This window comes from Streptomyces sp. NPDC049954, assembly GCF_040656295.1.
Classification (GTDB): domain Bacteria; phylum Actinomycetota; class Actinomycetes; order Streptomycetales; family Streptomycetaceae; genus Streptomyces.
This window is the reverse complement of the sequence record NZ_JBFALS010000012.1, coordinates 150201-165500: the sequence shown is the minus strand read 5'-3', so window position 1 is coordinate 165500 and position 15300 is coordinate 150201. Positions and strand designations below refer to the sequence as shown.

11 protein-coding genes are annotated in these 15300 nt (G+C 72.2%); 7 read left to right on the top strand and 4 right to left on the bottom strand.

Annotated features, from left to right (window positions below; genetic code table 11):
- Positions 1-31: 31 nt before the first annotated feature.
- Positions 32-679 carry a hypothetical protein gene (locus AB0J21_RS26005; RefSeq protein ID WP_363148521.1) on the top strand — a complete coding sequence of 216 codons (648 nt, stop codon included), beginning with the start codon at positions 32-34 and terminating at the stop codon, positions 677-679.
- A 41-nt stretch (positions 680-720) separates the two neighbouring features.
- Here the strand turns inward: AB0J21_RS26005 and AB0J21_RS26000 are convergent, their stop codons facing one another.
- The 3 genes from AB0J21_RS26000 to AB0J21_RS25990 form a co-directional block, all read right to left on the bottom strand.
- Entirely contained in the window at positions 721-1311 is a 591-nt protein-coding gene (locus AB0J21_RS26000; RefSeq protein WP_363148520.1) for an N-acetylmuramoyl-L-alanine amidase, read from the bottom strand.
- Between the two features lie 137 nt (positions 1312-1448).
- Positions 1449-1682 carry a hypothetical protein gene (locus AB0J21_RS25995; RefSeq protein ID WP_363148519.1) on the bottom strand — a complete coding sequence of 78 codons (234 nt, stop codon included), beginning with the start codon at positions 1680-1682 and terminating at the stop codon, positions 1449-1451.
- A 101-nt stretch (positions 1683-1783) separates the two neighbouring features.
- Positions 1784-2827, bottom strand: a complete 1044-nt coding sequence (locus tag AB0J21_RS25990; protein WP_363148517.1) for a LuxR C-terminal-related transcriptional regulator — start codon at positions 2825-2827, stop codon at positions 1784-1786.
- A 609-nt stretch (positions 2828-3436) separates the two neighbouring features.
- Here AB0J21_RS25990 and AB0J21_RS25985 point away from each other — a divergent pair.
- From AB0J21_RS25985 to AB0J21_RS25960, 6 genes are all read left to right on the top strand, one after another.
- Positions 3437-4576 carry a ThiF family adenylyltransferase gene (locus AB0J21_RS25985; RefSeq protein ID WP_363148516.1) on the top strand — a complete coding sequence of 380 codons (1140 nt, stop codon included), beginning with the start codon at positions 3437-3439 and terminating at the stop codon, positions 4574-4576.
- Between the two features lie 107 nt (positions 4577-4683).
- The gene (locus tag AB0J21_RS25980; protein WP_363148515.1) at positions 4684-5949 is read left to right on the top strand and encodes an MFS transporter; all 1266 of its coding nucleotides are present in this window, start codon (positions 4684-4686) and stop codon (positions 5947-5949) included.
- The gene (locus AB0J21_RS25975) at positions 5946-7907 is read left to right on the top strand and encodes an FAD/NAD(P)-binding protein (protein ID WP_363148514.1); all 1962 of its coding nucleotides are present in this window, start codon (positions 5946-5948) and stop codon (positions 7905-7907) included. Before AB0J21_RS25980 ends, AB0J21_RS25975 begins: the two co-directional genes overlap by 4 nt.
- Positions 7908-8113: 206 nt before the next feature.
- Positions 8114-9517, top strand: a complete 1404-nt coding sequence (gene pcaB, locus AB0J21_RS25970; protein WP_363148550.1) for a 3-carboxy-cis,cis-muconate cycloisomerase — start codon at positions 8114-8116, stop codon at positions 9515-9517.
- Positions 9518-9748: 231 nt separating this feature from the next.
- Positions 9749-10192 carry a peptidase inhibitor family I36 protein gene (locus tag AB0J21_RS25965; RefSeq protein WP_363148513.1) on the top strand — a complete coding sequence of 148 codons (444 nt, stop codon included), beginning with the start codon at positions 9749-9751 and terminating at the stop codon, positions 10190-10192.
- 338 nt (positions 10193-10530) lie between these two features.
- Complete coding sequence (locus AB0J21_RS25960; protein WP_363148512.1) at positions 10531-14586, top strand: GDSL-type esterase/lipase family protein; 4056 nt, start codon at positions 10531-10533, stop codon at positions 14584-14586.
- Positions 14587-14629: 43 nt separating this feature from the next.
- On the opposite strand, the gene AB0J21_RS25955 is transcribed toward AB0J21_RS25960, so the two are convergent.
- Entirely contained in the window at positions 14630-15157 is a 528-nt protein-coding gene (locus AB0J21_RS25955) for an NUDIX domain-containing protein (protein ID WP_363148511.1), read from the bottom strand.
- Positions 15158-15300 lie beyond the last annotated feature (143 nt).

The window sequence follows — 15300 nt, the reverse complement described above, 5'->3', positions numbered from 1 at the left end:
CCGTCGCGGCCGCCCTCACTACGGTGGCCCGGTGACCGAAGCCCCAGCGCCGTTTGCCCCCGTCCTCCTGCGGATCGTCGGGCCGCCCGCCGTGGGGAAGATGACGGTGGGGCACGAGATCGCCCTGCGCACGGGGCTGCGCCTGTTCCACAACCACGTCGCGATCGAGCCGGCCCTGCGGTTCTTCGACTTCGGCACACCGCCGTTCGCGCGGCTCGTGGGCGGTTTCCGGCGGGCCGTGATCGAGGAGGTCGCGGCCAGTGAGCTGCCGGGCCTGATCCTCACCTTCGTCCAGGCCTTCGACGATCCCCGCGACGCGGAGACGCTGGAGGGGTACGCCGAACCCTTCCGGCGGCGCGGCGGCCGGGTTCTCCTCCTCGAACTGGAGGCGAGCACGCCGGAGCGTCTGCGGCGCAACGAGAGCGCCTTCCGGCTCGCGGAGAAGCCCTCGAAACGCGATCTCGCGGCCTCCCGGCGCCGCCTGCTGGCGGCGGACGGCCGGCACCGCCTCAACTCGGCGGGCGAGTACGCGGACCGGCCCGGCTACCTGCGCATCGACAACACCGACCGGTCGCCGGGCGAGGTGGCGGACCACGTCGTGCGGCACTTCGGGCTCGCCGCGAGGGCCCCGGAATCCGGCGAGGGCGGGACCGGCCCGGCGCCCGGCGGGCCCCGCTGAGGCGCGCGCCGGTCAGTGCGGTCCCGGCGTCGCCCGGGCGGTCACTTCAGCCGTTCCTTGATCCGCGTCCGCATCGCCGCCATGGTGAAGCCGCGCGGGTCGATCTTCCCCGGCTGCCACTCAAGATGGCCGATCACCGAGCGTTCCGACCAGCCGTGGTGCCGGCAGATCGCGGCGGCCGCCCTCTCGATCGCTTCGAGCTGCGCCTTCGGCCACGGGTCCTCGCCGTCCCCCAGGTTCTCGCACTCGAAGCCGTAGAAGCGCGGATTGCCGTCGACCACGGCCTCGTTGTCGTGCGGCAGGGCCTTCTCGGCGATGACGGCTCGCAGGACCTCGTCGTCCCCGAGACCCGCGTGGTTGGCCCGGCCGTAGCCGACGAGGTGGACCCGGCCGTCCTTCGTGATCACCCCGTGGCACAGGGGCCCGGGAAGACCGGCGTTGCCCTTGCGGCACACGTCGACCGTCGCCGCGGCGCCCGAGGTGGCGGTGTGATGGATCATGACGCCGTTCACCGGCCCCCAGGCGCCCTGCGGGTTGCGGTTGTGGTGGCGCCAGTCCCCGACCTCGACGAGGTCGAGTCCCTCGCCTTTCAGGACGTCGAGGAACGAGGCCGCGGACATCGGGGAGGCCATACCGGCTCCTTGCGCTCGGCGGCGCCCGCCGGACGCGGGCGCCTCCTGGAGTGCTTGTACCGGGTCGCGCGCCCGGGAATCAGGACGTGCGGGGTATCGGCACGTACCCTTCACGCCGGGCGCGGGACCGGACGCCCTCAGCCGTGCAGGGAACCGTCCCCGTGCGTGGCCGCGTGCGCCGCCACGGCGTCCAGGGCGCGCTGGGTGGCGGCCGCGTCGCCGGTTCCGTGGCGCTCCGCGTAGTAGGCGGCGCCGAGCTTCTTCAGCAGATCCGCGCCGGTGCGCTGGGTCTGCACCTCGTCGTACTTCTGCTTGCCCTGGGCGAGCCCACGCTGTGCCTGTTCCTTCGCCCGGTCGAGAAAGCCGGCCATGGGTCTCCTTCGTCGCGTTCGCTTCGATGTGTCCGTTTTCCGGATGTGTCCAGTCCAACGGTCGTCCACGGTGACGAGTTCCCGCCGCCGGCGGGCCCGCGTCACTCGGCCAGGACCCCGTCGGCGGGGGAGGGGTCCCCGTCCAGCAGGCCGAGGCGGCCGATGAGGTAGCCGGCCTGGAGGCGGTTGCGGGCGCCGAGCCGGTGGAGCAGTTCGGATATGTGGCGCTGGCAGGTCCGCTGCGAGATGCCGAGGCGCCGCGCGATCACCCCGACCTCCAGGCCCTCCACGAGCAGCCGCATGATCGACTGCTTGACCGCGTCCGAGCCCTCGACCACCTGCTGCCGCTCGTAGCGCGCGGGGAAGGGACGGCTCTCCGACCAGGCCCGCTCGTACGCCTGGACCGCGAAGTGCACGACGTGCGGATCGCGGACGAGCAGCGCCCCGTCGGTGTCGTCGCGCAGCGAGATGAGGGCGGTCTCGCGGTCGAAGACGAGCAGCCGCATGAAGGCGTCGTCCACCGTGTGCACCTGCGCCCCCAGGGCGGTGACGAAGCGGACGAAGTCCACCGTCACCGGGCTGAACTGGGCCGAGCGCTGATACAGCGTCCGCATCGCGATCCCGCGCCCCAGCATCTCCTCGGTCCGGCTGCGCGACTCCTGCAACTGTTCCTGGGGGCGGGGCCCGCCCGGCTGCGAGGTGAGCACCTCCTGCCGCGCCTGCGCGGAGAGTTCGGTGATCGTGCGCTGCACCGACTCCAGGCTCACCAGCCGCTCGACGGGTCCCTCGCCCCCGGTGCCCTGCCGGGGGCCGGGGCCGAGGGCGGAGAGCACCGAGGTGAGCCGTCCGAGCTGCTGCTGGCCCTCCGCGAGGGTGCTCTGGAGGGTACGGCTGATCCGCAGCAGGGCGCTGGCCGGACCGGCTGCGTACAGGCGCCGGTCCCCGGTGATCGAGGAGTGCTCCAGCAGTCCGAGGGCGAGCAGTTCCCCCGCCGCCCGGTCGAAGGACTCCGGGCTCAGGCCGAGGGTCGTGCGCAGCTCCTCCCAGGAGGTTCCGGGCGCGGAGAGCGTCGCGCAGTAGAGCGAGACGGTGTCCGCGCCGCGCGGCGACACCTCTTCGGGTTGTGCATTGACACCGTTTCGCACGCTATCCACCCCTCCTGAATGTGCCAGGGGCCTATAGGAGCCCTGACAGGCGGTGATCCTCCAGTTCCGCCGTGTCAAGGTAATGCCGCGCGACAGCGCAGAGGAGCTTTCCCTGGGGGGAAACATGCTTGTCAAGAACGTCATGGACGCTTTCCGGCCAGCTTCCGCCGGGATACTTCCCGCCGGGTGTGGCGCGTTCAGGACCGTTCCTCGCGGATGCCCGGTGGCCTGGGGGGTCACCGGCGCCGACGGCCCCGCGTTCACCGGCACCGGTGACCTCGGCTGGGGCTGACAGGTCCGGACGGCCACCGGCCGTCCCCACAGACTCCCGTTCCCGTCCGGGACCGGGCAGATCCGCACCAGGAGAGGTGGTGATTTCCATGTCGATCAAGATGACGACCGTGACGGCCAGCGTGGCCGGCGTCGGCGCCGAGGGCTGAATGCCCCGGTGAGACGCGCGTCGCGACCGGCGAGCGCCCCAACTGCCCGCCGGTCGCGGCCCGGGACGTCCGGGGCCGGTGCCACGGCACCCCGCCGCGCGTGGCCGGCGACCTTTGCCCGGTCGCCGAGCGCGCGGAGCCAAGTTTCCAGTATCTCACAGGAGTTGTCGTGTCCCTTCCCGACGGGGTCCGGCCCCGGCTCAAGCACATGAACGCCGTCTACGGCTCCGGAGAGAACGTCCTGATCAACGGGTTCGGCGAGGTCACGACGGTCCACGACCCGAGCGGCGCCGTACGCCGCCTCCTCGCCCTCCTCGACGGCACCCGCACCGTCCCCCAGACGCACCGGGACCTCGTCGCCGAGTTCCCCGAGGTGACCGAGGAGGACGTGCGCGCGGCCGTGTCCGACTTCGACGCCGCCGGCTTCCTCATCGACGCGGCCGTCTCGCCCGAGGGCGTCCTCGACCCGTACGAGCAGAAGCGCTGGGAACGCAACATCAACTTCTTCGGGTCCTACGCCCGCCTCGGTGACGACAAGTACGCGATGCAGCGCCGGCTGCGCGACTGCCGGGTCACCCTGCTCGGGCTCGGCGGGCTCGGCTCCCACCTCCTGTTCGACATGGCGGCGGTCGGTATCGGCCACATCCGCGCCGTCGAGTTCGACCGGGTCGAGCTGTCCAACCTGAACCGGCAGATCCTCTACCGCGAGAGCGACATCGGGCAGCCCAAACTCGCCCGCGCCGTCGAGCGCATCAAGGAGTTCAACTCCCGTCTCGACATCGAACCCGTCGAGAAGCGGCTCGGCTCGGTCGAGGACGTCGCCGCCGTCGTCGAGGGCGCCGACGTCGTGGTGTGCGTCGCGGACCGCCCCAAGACGGAGATCATCCCCTGGGTCAACGAGGCGTGCGTGCGCGCCGGAGTCCCCTTCACCACCGGCGGGCTCGACACCCAGCGCTCCATCTACTACACCGTCCTGCCCGGGCAGACCGGCTGCGTGGCCTGCTGGCGACGGCACGTCTTCGAGACCGACGCGACCTCGAAGGCGCTGCTCAGCGAGAAGAGCGAGCGGCGGATCGGCGGTGACAACGCCGCCTTCGGGCCCCTCGTCACCATGACGACCGGCTTCCTGCTCGGCGAGGTCGTCCGCCTCGCGACCGGCATCGCCCCGCCCGTGGCGACCGACCGCCTCATGGAACTGCGCTTCGCGGACTACGCGACGAACGCCGTCGAGCACTGGAAGCGCCGCGAGGACTGCGAGGTGTGCGGCACGCCGGTGAGCGCGCCGCACCCGGTGGCCGTACCCTCCTGAGTCGAGGGCGCCCGTACCCGGAAACCGGTCCCGAGACCGGTCAACTTCCGTGGCTGGGCGCCCTCTTCATGTACAGGCCACCTGAACGACCGTACGAATGGGCTGATATGGGCAAGCGCTACCACCTCCTGCTGGGCGCCTACGTGACCTCGTCGCTCGGCAACTGGGTCTACCGGATCACCCTGCCGCTCCTCGTCCTCCACCAGACCGGCTCCGCGCTCAGCACCAGCCTCGTCTACGTCGTCGAGTACCTGCCCTTCCTGCTGCTCTCGCTGCCCGGCGGCGTGTGGGCCGACCGCTTCGACCGCCGGCGCATCCTCGTCGGCGGGGACCTCGCCGCCGCGGCCGTCGCGGGTGTCCTCGCCGTCCTCGTCATCGCCGACGTCCACTCCCTCGGCGTGATCCTCGTCGTCGCGCTCGTGCTCGGCTGCGTCGAACCCGTCTACCACCCGGCGTTCCAGAGCTTCCTGCCCGAGATCCTGCCCAAGGACAAGCTCGCCCAGGGCAACGGGCGGCTCCAGTCCGGCGACAACATCATGGGCATGGTCGGACCCGTCATCGCCGGCGGCGCCATCGCGGTCCTCGGCTACGAGGCCACCATCACCTTCAACGCCTTCTCCTACCTCGTGTCGGCCGGCGCCATCCTCCTGATCCGCCACAGCGGAGGCGAACGCGCCCCGCGCACCGGGCCGCGGCCCACCTTCCGGCAGGACCTCGCCGAGGCCGGGCAGTACATCTTCCGCCGCAACCGGCTGCTGCTGGCCGGATCGCTCCTGTTCACCGGGACCAACTTCGCGACCTGGATCGTGCAGGCCAACTTCGTCTTCTACCTGACGAGCTACCGCCACCTCAGCCCCTCCCAGATCGGCGGCATCCTCGCCTGCCAGGGCGCGGGGGCCGTCGTCGGCGCCGCCGTCGCCGGGCGCCTCAACAAGCGGTTCGAGGCCGGGCGCATCATCATCGTCACGACCGCCGCCGCCGGGTGCACGACCCTCGTCCTCGTCCCGCTGCGCGAGACCGTGCTCATCGGGCTGCTGTGGGGCGTCGTCTTCGCGTGCGCCTCCGTCAACATGGTCTCGTGGTTCACCCTGCGCCAACGGATCGTCCCCGGACACCTCCTGGGCCGGGTCGTCGCCGCGACCCGGATGCTCGCCTTCACCTCCATCCCGGTCGCCGCGCTCGTCGGCGGCTTCATGGAGAGCGCCCTGCACAACGTCTACCTGATCATCGCCCTGAGCGGTGTCGTACGGCTCCTGCTCGCGGTCTTCGCCTGGTTCACCCCGATGCGCGGACCCGCCCCCACGAGCCCCGCCGAGGCCGAGCGCGCCGAGCCCGTGGGACCGGCCGCCCCACCCGTGGAGCAGGCCTCGTGAGCCCGGACGGGATCGAGGTGTGCCTCGTCGGGGCGGGACCCCGCGGGCTGTCGGTCCTGGAGCGGCTGTGCGCCCGGATCCGCCGCGCGCCCGCCGCCACCCCGGTCCTCGTCCACCTCGTCGACCCCGCCGAGCCCGGCGCGGGGGCCGTGTGGCGCACCGACCAGTCCCGCCACCTCCTCATGAACACCGTCGCCGCCCAGATCACCGTCTGGACCGACGCGAGCGTGACCCTCGACGGACCCGTCGAACCGGGCCCCTCCCTGTGGGAGTGGGCCCGCGAGCCGGTCCCGCCCGGCACCGAGGACGATCCGGCCGCCCGCGCCGAGGCCGCCGCGCTCGGCCCCGACACCTACCCCACCCGCGCGCTGTACGGCCACTACCTGCGCCACGCCCTCGTCCGGGTCCTCGACCGCGCCCCCGCCCACGTCACGGTCCGCCGCCACCGCACCCGTGCCGTCGCCCTGCCGCCCGCCGGGGACGAGGCCCCGCAGGAGGTCCTGCTCGCCGACGGCACCCGCCTGACCGGGCTGCACGCCGTCGTCCTCGCCCAGGGCCACGTCCCCGCCCACCCCACACCGGCACAACGGCGCACCGCCCGCCTCGCCGCCGCCCACGGACTGCTCCACGTCCCGCCCGCCAACCCCGCCGACCTCGACCTGCGCGCCGTCCGGCCCGGCCGCCCCGTCCTGCTGCGCGGACTGGGCCTCGCCTTCTTCGACCTGCTCGCCCTCCTCACCGCCGGACGCGGCGGCACCTTCCACCGCACCGGCGAACGCCTCGTCTACCACCCCAGCGGGGAGGAACCCGTGCTGTGGGGCAGCTCCAGGCGCGGCATCCCGTACCACGCGCGCGGCGTCAACCAGAAGGGCCCGCACGCCCGCCACCAGCCGCTCCTGCTCACCCCCGCCCGCATCGCCGTCCTGCGCGAACGCGCCGCCCGGGGCGAACGCGTCGGCTTCCGCGCCGACATCTGGCCGCTCGTCTCGAAGGAGGTCCGCACCGTCTACTACGCGGGCCTCCTCGCGGAACGGGGCCGGGCCGCCCTGCGCGAGGAGTTCACCGCCGCCTTCCTCGCCGCGGGCCTCGCCGAGGAGGAACGGCTCCTCGACGCGCTGCGCATCGCCCCCGCCGAGCGCTGGGACTGGGCCCGTCTCGCCGCCCCCGCCCACGGACTCGCCTTCCCCGACCGCGAGTCCTTCCGCCGCTGGCTCCTCGGCCACCTGCGCCGCGACATCGACGCCGCCCGGGCGGGCAACGTCCACGGCCCGCTCAAGGCCGCCCTCGACGTCCTGCGCGACCTGCGCAACGAGATACGCCTGGCCGTCGACCACGCCGGCATCGAGGGCGACAGCTACCACGCCGACCTCGACGGCTGGTACACCCCGCTCAACGCGTACCTCTCCATCGGCCCGCCGCTCTCCCGGATCGAGGAGGCACACGCCCTCGTCGAGGCCGGAGTCCTCCACCTCGTCGGCCCCGACCCGCGCGTCGGACTCGACACCCGCACCCCCGCCTTCACCGCCGCCTCCGCCCACGTCCCGGGCCCCGTCGTCCGCGCCGACGTCCTCATCGAGGCGCGTCTGCCCACCCCCGACGTACGCCGCACCGCGGACCCCCTGCTGCGCGGACTGCTCGACACCGGGCAGGCCGCCGCGTACCGCATCCCCCGCGCCACCGGCGGCAGTTACGAGACCGGCGGCCTCGCCGTCACCCCGCGCCCCAACCGCCTGACCGACCGCACGGGCCACGCCCACGCCCGCCGCTTCGCCTACGGCGTCCCCACCGAGGCCGTCCACTGGGCGACCGCCGCCGGCATCCGCCCCGGCGTCGACTCCGTGACCCTCGGCGACTCCGACGCCATCGCCCGCGCGGTCCTCGCCCTGCCCCGGCCGACCGGCCCCGCCCCGGACGCCGGACATCCCGTACTGACCGTCCCCCGCGAGGTGACCGCGTGACGAGCGACGAGCAGCACACCCCGGACCGCGACCACGCCGAAGGGCGACCCCCGGAACGTACGGACCGCAGTGACACCGGGCCTCGTGTCCGGGGCGGGGAGGGGCGGGACGCGGTCTCCGGCCTGCGTCTGCGGGAGCGTGAGGGGACAGATGAGGACACCGTCCCGCGCGTCCGCGACGGTGAGGAGGCGGACGAGGACACCGGCCTGCTCTCCCCGGTCCGCGCCGGAACCGCCGTCGAGGCGGCCGTGACCGACCGCGCCTGGATCCGGGCGATGCTCGACGCCGAGACCGCGCTCGTCCGCGCCCAGGCCCGGCTCGGCACCGTACCCGCCTCCGCCGCCGCCGTGATCGCCGACACCGCCCGCACCGCGCACTTCGACGCCCGCGCCCTCGCCCTCGCCTCGCGCGAGACCGCCAACCCCGTCGTCGGGCTCGTCGCCGCGCTCGCCCGCGCGGTCGCCGACCGCGACCCCGGGGCCGCCGAGTACGTCCACCGCGGCTCGACCAGCCAGGACATCCTCGACACGGCCGCGATGCTCGTCGCCCACCGCGCCCTCGGACCGCTCCTCGCCGACCTCGACCGCACCGCCGCCGCGCTCGCCGCCCTCGCCGCCGCGCACCGCGACACGCCCCTCGCCGGACGCACCCTCGGCCTGCACGCCGTCCCCACCACCTTCGGCCTCAAGGCCGCAGGCTGGCGCCACGCCCTCCTCGACGCCCGCGACCGCCTCGCCGCGCTGCGCGAAGGGGGCCTGCCCGTCTCGCTCGGCGGAGCCGCCGGAACCCTCGCCGGCTACCTGGAGTACGCCCGCCTCGCGGACCCGGCGACCGACCCCGCCGCCTACGCCGAAGCGCTCACGGACACCTTCGCCGAGGAGACCGGCCTCGCCCGCCCGCTGCTGCCCTGGCACGCACTGCGCACCCCGCTCGCCGACCTCGCCGCGCAGCTCGCGCTGACGGCGGGCACGCTCGGCAAGTTCGCCCTCGACGTCCAGCAGCTCAGCCGCACCGAGGTACGCGAACTCGCCGAACCCGGCCCCGAGGGACGCGGCTCCTCCTCCGCCATGCCGCACAAACGCAACCCGGTCCTCGCCACCCTCGTACGCACCGCCGCCCTCCAGGTCCCCGCCCTCGCCGGGGTGCTGACCCAGTGCCTGCTGAGCGAGGACGAACGCTCCGCGGGCGCCTGGCACGCCGAGTGGCTGCCGCTGCGCGAGTGCCTGCGGCTGACCGGCGGCGCCGCCGCGACCGCCGCCGAACTCGCCGAGGGCCTCGACGTGCGCCCGGCCGCGATGCGCGCCAACCTGGATCTCACCGGCAGCCAGATCGTCTCCGAACGCCTCGCCGCCGTCCTCGCCCCCCACCTCGGCAAGGCCCCCGCGAAGGCCCTCCTCGCCCACTGCTCGCGCCGCGCCGAGGAAACGGGCCGGCCCCTCGCCGAACTCCTCGCCGAGGAGCCCGCGCTCAAGGACCTGCTCGACCCCGGCCGCCTCACCGCCCTGTGCGACCCGGCCGCCTACACCGGAGCGGCGGGCCCCCTCGTCGACCGCGCCCTGACCCGCACGGCGAAGGGCCCGAGGCCGCCCGCCGCCCACCGGGACCGCTGACCGGCGGTACGGCCGCCGCCTCGCCGAGGGACGGGGCGCGTACCTGCGTGACGCCCCGTCCCCTCACCTGCGCGTGCAGTCGACTGACTGACGCTCGCTCGGCCCGGCCCGGGGATCGTGGGCGGAGCGTCCACAGGGTTCGGTGCCGGATCCGTGGGCGCGACCGCCGCGGTGCGTACGAACGACGGTTCACCGCGGCGCGACCCGACACGAGCAGGAGAGTGTGACGCGATGACACGGACACCGGCCCGACTGGCGATGGGCGCGGCGGCGGCCGCGGGGGCCGCGCTGATCTTCTCGGCGGTACCGGCCACGGCCGCCAACCCCCCGTACGACGGTTGCCCGGGCTGGGCGCTCTGCCTCTACGAGAACGGGGGTGGTACGGGGTCGAAGGTGATCGTCACCCCGCCCGCCGCCGGCGGCAACACGAAGATCGTGCGGCTCACCAACACCCATTTCCTCAACGGGGTACTGGCCGACAACCAGACGTCCTCCTGGATTAACAACTCGCAGTGCGAGATCGAGTTCTGGGACGACCCCAACGGGGAACTCCACCCCTCCGACCTGGACTTCGCCTCCTCCTGGAGCTGGGGCACCACAGGGGACTACGCGGCCGGGACCGCCAAGTCCTACGACAACGACCGGCTCTCCTCGCTCCGGTTCTCCTGCCCCTGAGGCACCTTCCTCCTGCGCCCGGAGGCCGATGAGGCCGGCACCCTGAGGCGTCGGTGATCCGGCCGGGCGGTGCCCACCCTCGTCCCGGCCGGGTCCGCGCCTCCTGGGCTTCGCCCCCTGTGGCGGCGCCCGCACGCGACTCACCCCACCCCGCCCCACCTCACCCACGACTGATCCGCCCCGTCCCGTCACACCAGAGGCCCGCCGCAGTGATCGGCACACCGGCCTCCCGGCCAGGTGAAGGGTCTCGGCGGGAAGGAAAGAGAGACGGACAGTTGCCCCCACGTACACCAGACCTCAGACCCCCGGGCAGAGCGGGCCGTTGGCGGGCGGGCGGTGTGGCGCAGGCGCTCTGCGTAGCGCTCCTCGCCTCGCTCGTCACCCTCCTCGCCCCCGCGCCGGCGCAGGCACTCGAAGACGTCGGCCAGAGGGCCATCACGTTCAACACGCAGGGCGGCAACAAATGGACGGCCGTCAGCGCCCTGCTCAAGGACGCCGACGTCGTGGCCATGCAGGAGGTCACCACCCCTCCCGTGACCTTCACCGCCGAAGACGAAATCGATAACAACCTAGACGACACCGCCCAGACCGTCTCGGGTCTACCGAGTCTGAAGTACCGTTTGTACGCGCATCGTTGGGGAAGGCGCGGTACCGGTCAGGGTGACGGGCTCCTGCTCTACCTGAAGATTCTGGACAAGGCCGCCTGGGGCGTGGTCGCCGACCCGGATGCCGATGGCGACGAAGCCGATCCGGACACCCAGAAGAACAACCAGAAGTCCATGGCCATCTGGCTGCGGAACCCACCCGCGGACCTGGCCTCCGCCATCACCATCTTCCCCGCGCAGGGTGCCAACAACAAGTGGATCAGGTCTCGGCCCGCGTTCGGCGTGAAAATCGGCCAGACCTGGTACTTCGACGTCCACGCGGCTTCGATCCGCTCCGGCGACACCCCCAACAAGCATGCCGTGGCCCTGATCGACACGGTGGAGCAGGAGGTGGGTAACGAGCGCTGGCGGGTCCTCGGAGACTTCAACAGCTCGGCAGCACCCACAAGCAACCTCTTCCCCAACACCTACTACGTGAAGCGAGGCGGTGCCCCCGCGCCCACGCAGAACGCGGGCTTCGCGCTGGACTACATGGTCTCGAGCGGTGGCCTGAGCAACCTCGAAGTGGCACTGAGCACGTATGACGGAGGCTCCGACCACCGACCGGTGGTGTTCCGCTCCAGGAATACAGAGTCCTGCGAACGGCTCTGGAACTGGGCCACGGATTACAACCCCGTAGATGATGCCCGGAGTTCCGCCCGGGCGGCGGCCGACGAAGCCTGCGGCCCTCCCCCCGCCGTCGTCTCCATGGGGGACAGCTACATCTCGGGTGAGGCGGGCCGCTGGGCCGGCAACGCGGCCGCGTCGGCCGGCGGTTCGGCCTGGGGCACCGACCGGGCCGCGGTCAACTGCGACGGGGACGAGACCTCGTGCGACCACGATCTCTCCAAGGTCTACGGCGACACGTCGTACGGGAGTGGCGGCAGCGCCTGTGACCGCGCGGACTCGGCCGAGATCAAGGGGGCCGAGATCGAGGACGTACCGCAGGAGAGACGCTTCAACATCGCCTGCTCGGGAGCGACGACGGACAACGTCACCACCACCGGCTTCAAGGGGCAACGGCCCCAGATCGAGGACCTGCGGGACATCGCCCGGGACAACGAGGTCCGGACGGTCGTGCTGTCGGTCGGCGGCAACGACCTGAAGTTCGCCGAGATCCTCCAGGACTGCGTCAAGGCGTACTTCTACCCGTCCCTGTTCAACAAGGGCTGCCGCGGCGCCAAGGAGAAGGAGTTCGCCGACGGCCTCGACCCGGTGAAGGCCAAGGTCGTGAAGACGGTCGAGGCGATCCGGACGGTACTGCGCGAGGCGGGCCAGGAGGACGGGTCGTACCAGATCGTGCTTCAGTCCTATCCCAACCCGCTGCCGCTCGGCCGCGACTACCGCGACCCGGAGAACGCGCCGGTCCCCCCGGCCAACTACAGCCGGTACCTCAACGGCGGCTGCCCCTTCCTCGACGCGGACAGCGACTGGGCGCACACCTCCGTGGTGCCCCGGATCAGCGCCATGCTGCGCGGCGCCGCCGACGAGGCCGGGGTCTCGTTCCTCGACCTCCAGGACGCCTTCGCGGGGCACGAGTTGTGCAGCAGGACGACGCAGCAGGCCGGCTCGTCGAACAAGCTCTCCTCCCCCCTCGCCGCCGAGCACGCCGAATGGGTGCGGTGGGTGCCCTACCTGATCGACGGGCTCAAGGACCTGCCGTGGCAGTCGCAGGGCAACCAGCAGGAGGCGATCCACCCGAACTACTACGGTGAGCGCGCGCTGGCCGCCTGCCTGACCAAGGTCGCCCAGCAGTTCGGCGACTACCCGGTGGTCTCCCGTTGCACGGGTAAGCCCTCCGCCCCGCCGGACGACGTCGACGGGACGGTCGACGACAACGGCACGGTGCTGAGCAAGAGCAACCGTCGTGCCCCCACGGCCGGACTGCCGGACTGGAGCCGGGCCGGTTACCGCGGCGGCGAGGAGCTGCCGGGCGCCGCGGCCCGCAATCCCGACCCGGCCTGTCACCTCACCCCGTCCGCGCTGGAGCAGCGGTTCAAGGTCAAGGCCGACGACGGGCAGGACGACACGGCGGGCCTCCAGGGCGCCATCGACGAGATCCGCACCTCCTGCACGCCGAGCGCGGGCCCCGGACGACTGTCGGTGATCGAGCTGCCCAAGGGCGTGCTCAACGTGAGCAAACAGCTCTCCGTGGACGCCTCCTACCTCGTCATCCGGGGCCAGGGCGCGGGTACGTCCGACGGCTCGCGGATCGTCTTCCGGCCCGACGAGGACACCCGTTACGACACGCTGACCACGAACGGCGCGCAGTGGGACCAGGGGGCGATGCAGCACAAGTGCGCGTTCACGACGGGCAACAACGTCGGGACGGGCGGCTGGATCTGGCCGGGACGCGGACTGTTCCGGGTCCAGACCCGGGAGGTCGCCGAGAAGTACCTCAAGATCTGCGGCTACCCCTCCGCGATCCCGGAGAACCGCCGCGACCTCTTCGAGGGTTCGGTCAACCAGCACTGGGAGTCCGGGGTCGCAGTGGGCGGCACCACCAACGACGCCGGCTACGCGGCGCACCAAGGTGACCGGACGGTCCAGCTCAACGCCAAGGCGAACATGGACGCCTTCAAACCCGGCGGCTACCTGTGGGTGGGCGCGGCCAACAGCCTGAAGTTCTACCAGTCCCAGCAGGTCGCGGGGGCGGCCGCCGACGACGGCCGGCTGGAGAACCTGCACATGCGCCAGCAGGTCTTCACGATCGCCTCCGTGGACGCCGCCCACCGCACCGTCACCGTGGACAAGCCCCTGGAGTTCGACGTGCCGGTGGACTCCACCTCGGACGGCTCACCGCCGCTGGGCGTGGGCGCCGGAAAGCCGTACGCGAGCAAGGTCACCCCGCTGAAGATGATCACCGACGTGGGCTTCGAGGACTTCTCCTTCACGGAGGACATCAACGGGCTGCCCAAACTCCGCGGCGGCACGTACCAGCTCACGGCGGACCAGGCGGTGCACAACTACGGCAACATGGCACCCGAGTACGCCATGCACGGCATCGTCTTCAAGTGGGCCGCCAACTCCTGGGTGCGCGGCGTCCACTCCGACATGACCGGCTCCCACCCGGTCGTCACCGAGGTGGCCAAGAACATCCAGGTCGAGCACAACGTCTTCGACGGTTCCTGGAACAAGGGCAAGGGCGGCAACGGCTACCTGCGGGGCTCCCGCGTCTGGGACTCCCTCTACGCCTTCAACACCAGCCGTAACCTGCGGCACTTCACCTTCCAGTGGTCGGCCTCGGACAACGTCGCCCTCGGCAACGACTTCGACTCCGACCTGAACCTGCACGGCGGCTGGGAACACCGCAACCTGTTCGAGAACAACACCGTGCACGTGCCGTACAACCACTCCTCCGGCGAGTGTGACAGCAACTGCGGCGGAGAGGGCGGCGGCACCGCCGACGAGGGCACCTGGTGGCCCCTCTACTGGACCGCCGGCAGCAAGGGAATCGGCTGGTCCGGCTCCACGGGCCCGCAGAACGTCCTCTTCCACAACACCCTGACCAAGCAGACGACCGCGGAAGGCCCCTACACGCCCTACTGGCCCTACGCCGACACGTCCAGGATCTACCAGTTCGGCTCCGCCGCGGGCGACGCGAGCGCCTTCCAGCACCTGAAGACCGTGAGCGGCCCCGTCCAGGACTGGGCGGGCAACGAGGGCAACGACTACACCGACGCCAACGGCGTGAACGCCTCACGCACCGACCCCGCCCCTTCCCTGTTCCTGCGCGACTACCACTCCTGACCCCCGGCCCCGGCCGCGGCGCCCGTTCCCCCTGAGCCCCGGCTCACCGGGAACGGGCGCTGCGCGCGCACGAGCCCCAGCCGTTGAGGGAGATCTCCGGGCGGCCTCCCGCGAGGTACCGGTGCAGGGCACTTGACGTGGTGTCCACGAAGTTCCCGGGGACGGCGTCGGCCCCCACCCACCGGACCTGGGCATGCTTACCGGGTTCGCGGTTCTCCGGTTCGCCGGTCCACTCGTGCGTGACGAAGACGACCGTGAGGAAGCCGTTGGGGGCTTCGACCCCCCGGGCGCCGTGGATGATGTGGGCGACGCTCAGCGCCTCAGGTCTCACCGCGAGGCCCGTCTCCTCGTACAGCTCGCGGACCGCCGTCTCCGTGACCGGCTCACCCGGTTCGCTCTTGCCGACCGGCAGGTCCCACAGGCCCTGGGCGAACTTGGCGTTCTCGCCGCGCTGGAGGAGGACGACGCGGTTGGTGGCCCTGTCGTGAACGATGACCGCAGCGACCAGCAGGGTCATCGATTCGAGCGCCGGCTTGAGGGCCTTCGGCTGGTCGCCGGTCTGCTGGGGCATGGGGGTCCCTTCATAGGACTGATTGTCGAGCGAGGGCTCCGAGGGGCCGCCGTAGCACTTCCGCAGAAGAGATCAGTTCGGAAGGTTCGCCGACCTGTCTGTGCTCAGGAGCACGAGATCAACGTGCGGGGCGCTGCGCCACG

Bases quoted from the DNA above. Each gene is read 5' to 3' on its own strand.
- AB0J21_RS25965 (WP_363148513.1), top strand. From the start codon at position 9,749: ATGACACGGACACCGGCCCGACTGGCGATGGGCGCGGCGGCGGCCGCG.
- AB0J21_RS25980 (WP_363148515.1), top strand. From the start codon at position 4,684: ATGGGCAAGCGCTACCACCTCCTGCTGGGCGCCTACGTGACCTCGTCG.
- AB0J21_RS26000 (WP_363148520.1), bottom strand. From the start codon at position 1,311: ATGGCCTCCCCGATGTCCGCGGCCTCGTTCCTCGACGTCCTGAAAGGC.
- AB0J21_RS25995 (WP_363148519.1), bottom strand. From the start codon at position 1,682: ATGGCCGGCTTTCTCGACCGGGCGAAGGAACAGGCACAGCGTGGGCTC.
- AB0J21_RS25955 (WP_363148511.1), bottom strand. From the start codon at position 15,157: ATGCCCCAGCAGACCGGCGACCAGCCGAAGGCCCTCAAGCCGGCGCTC.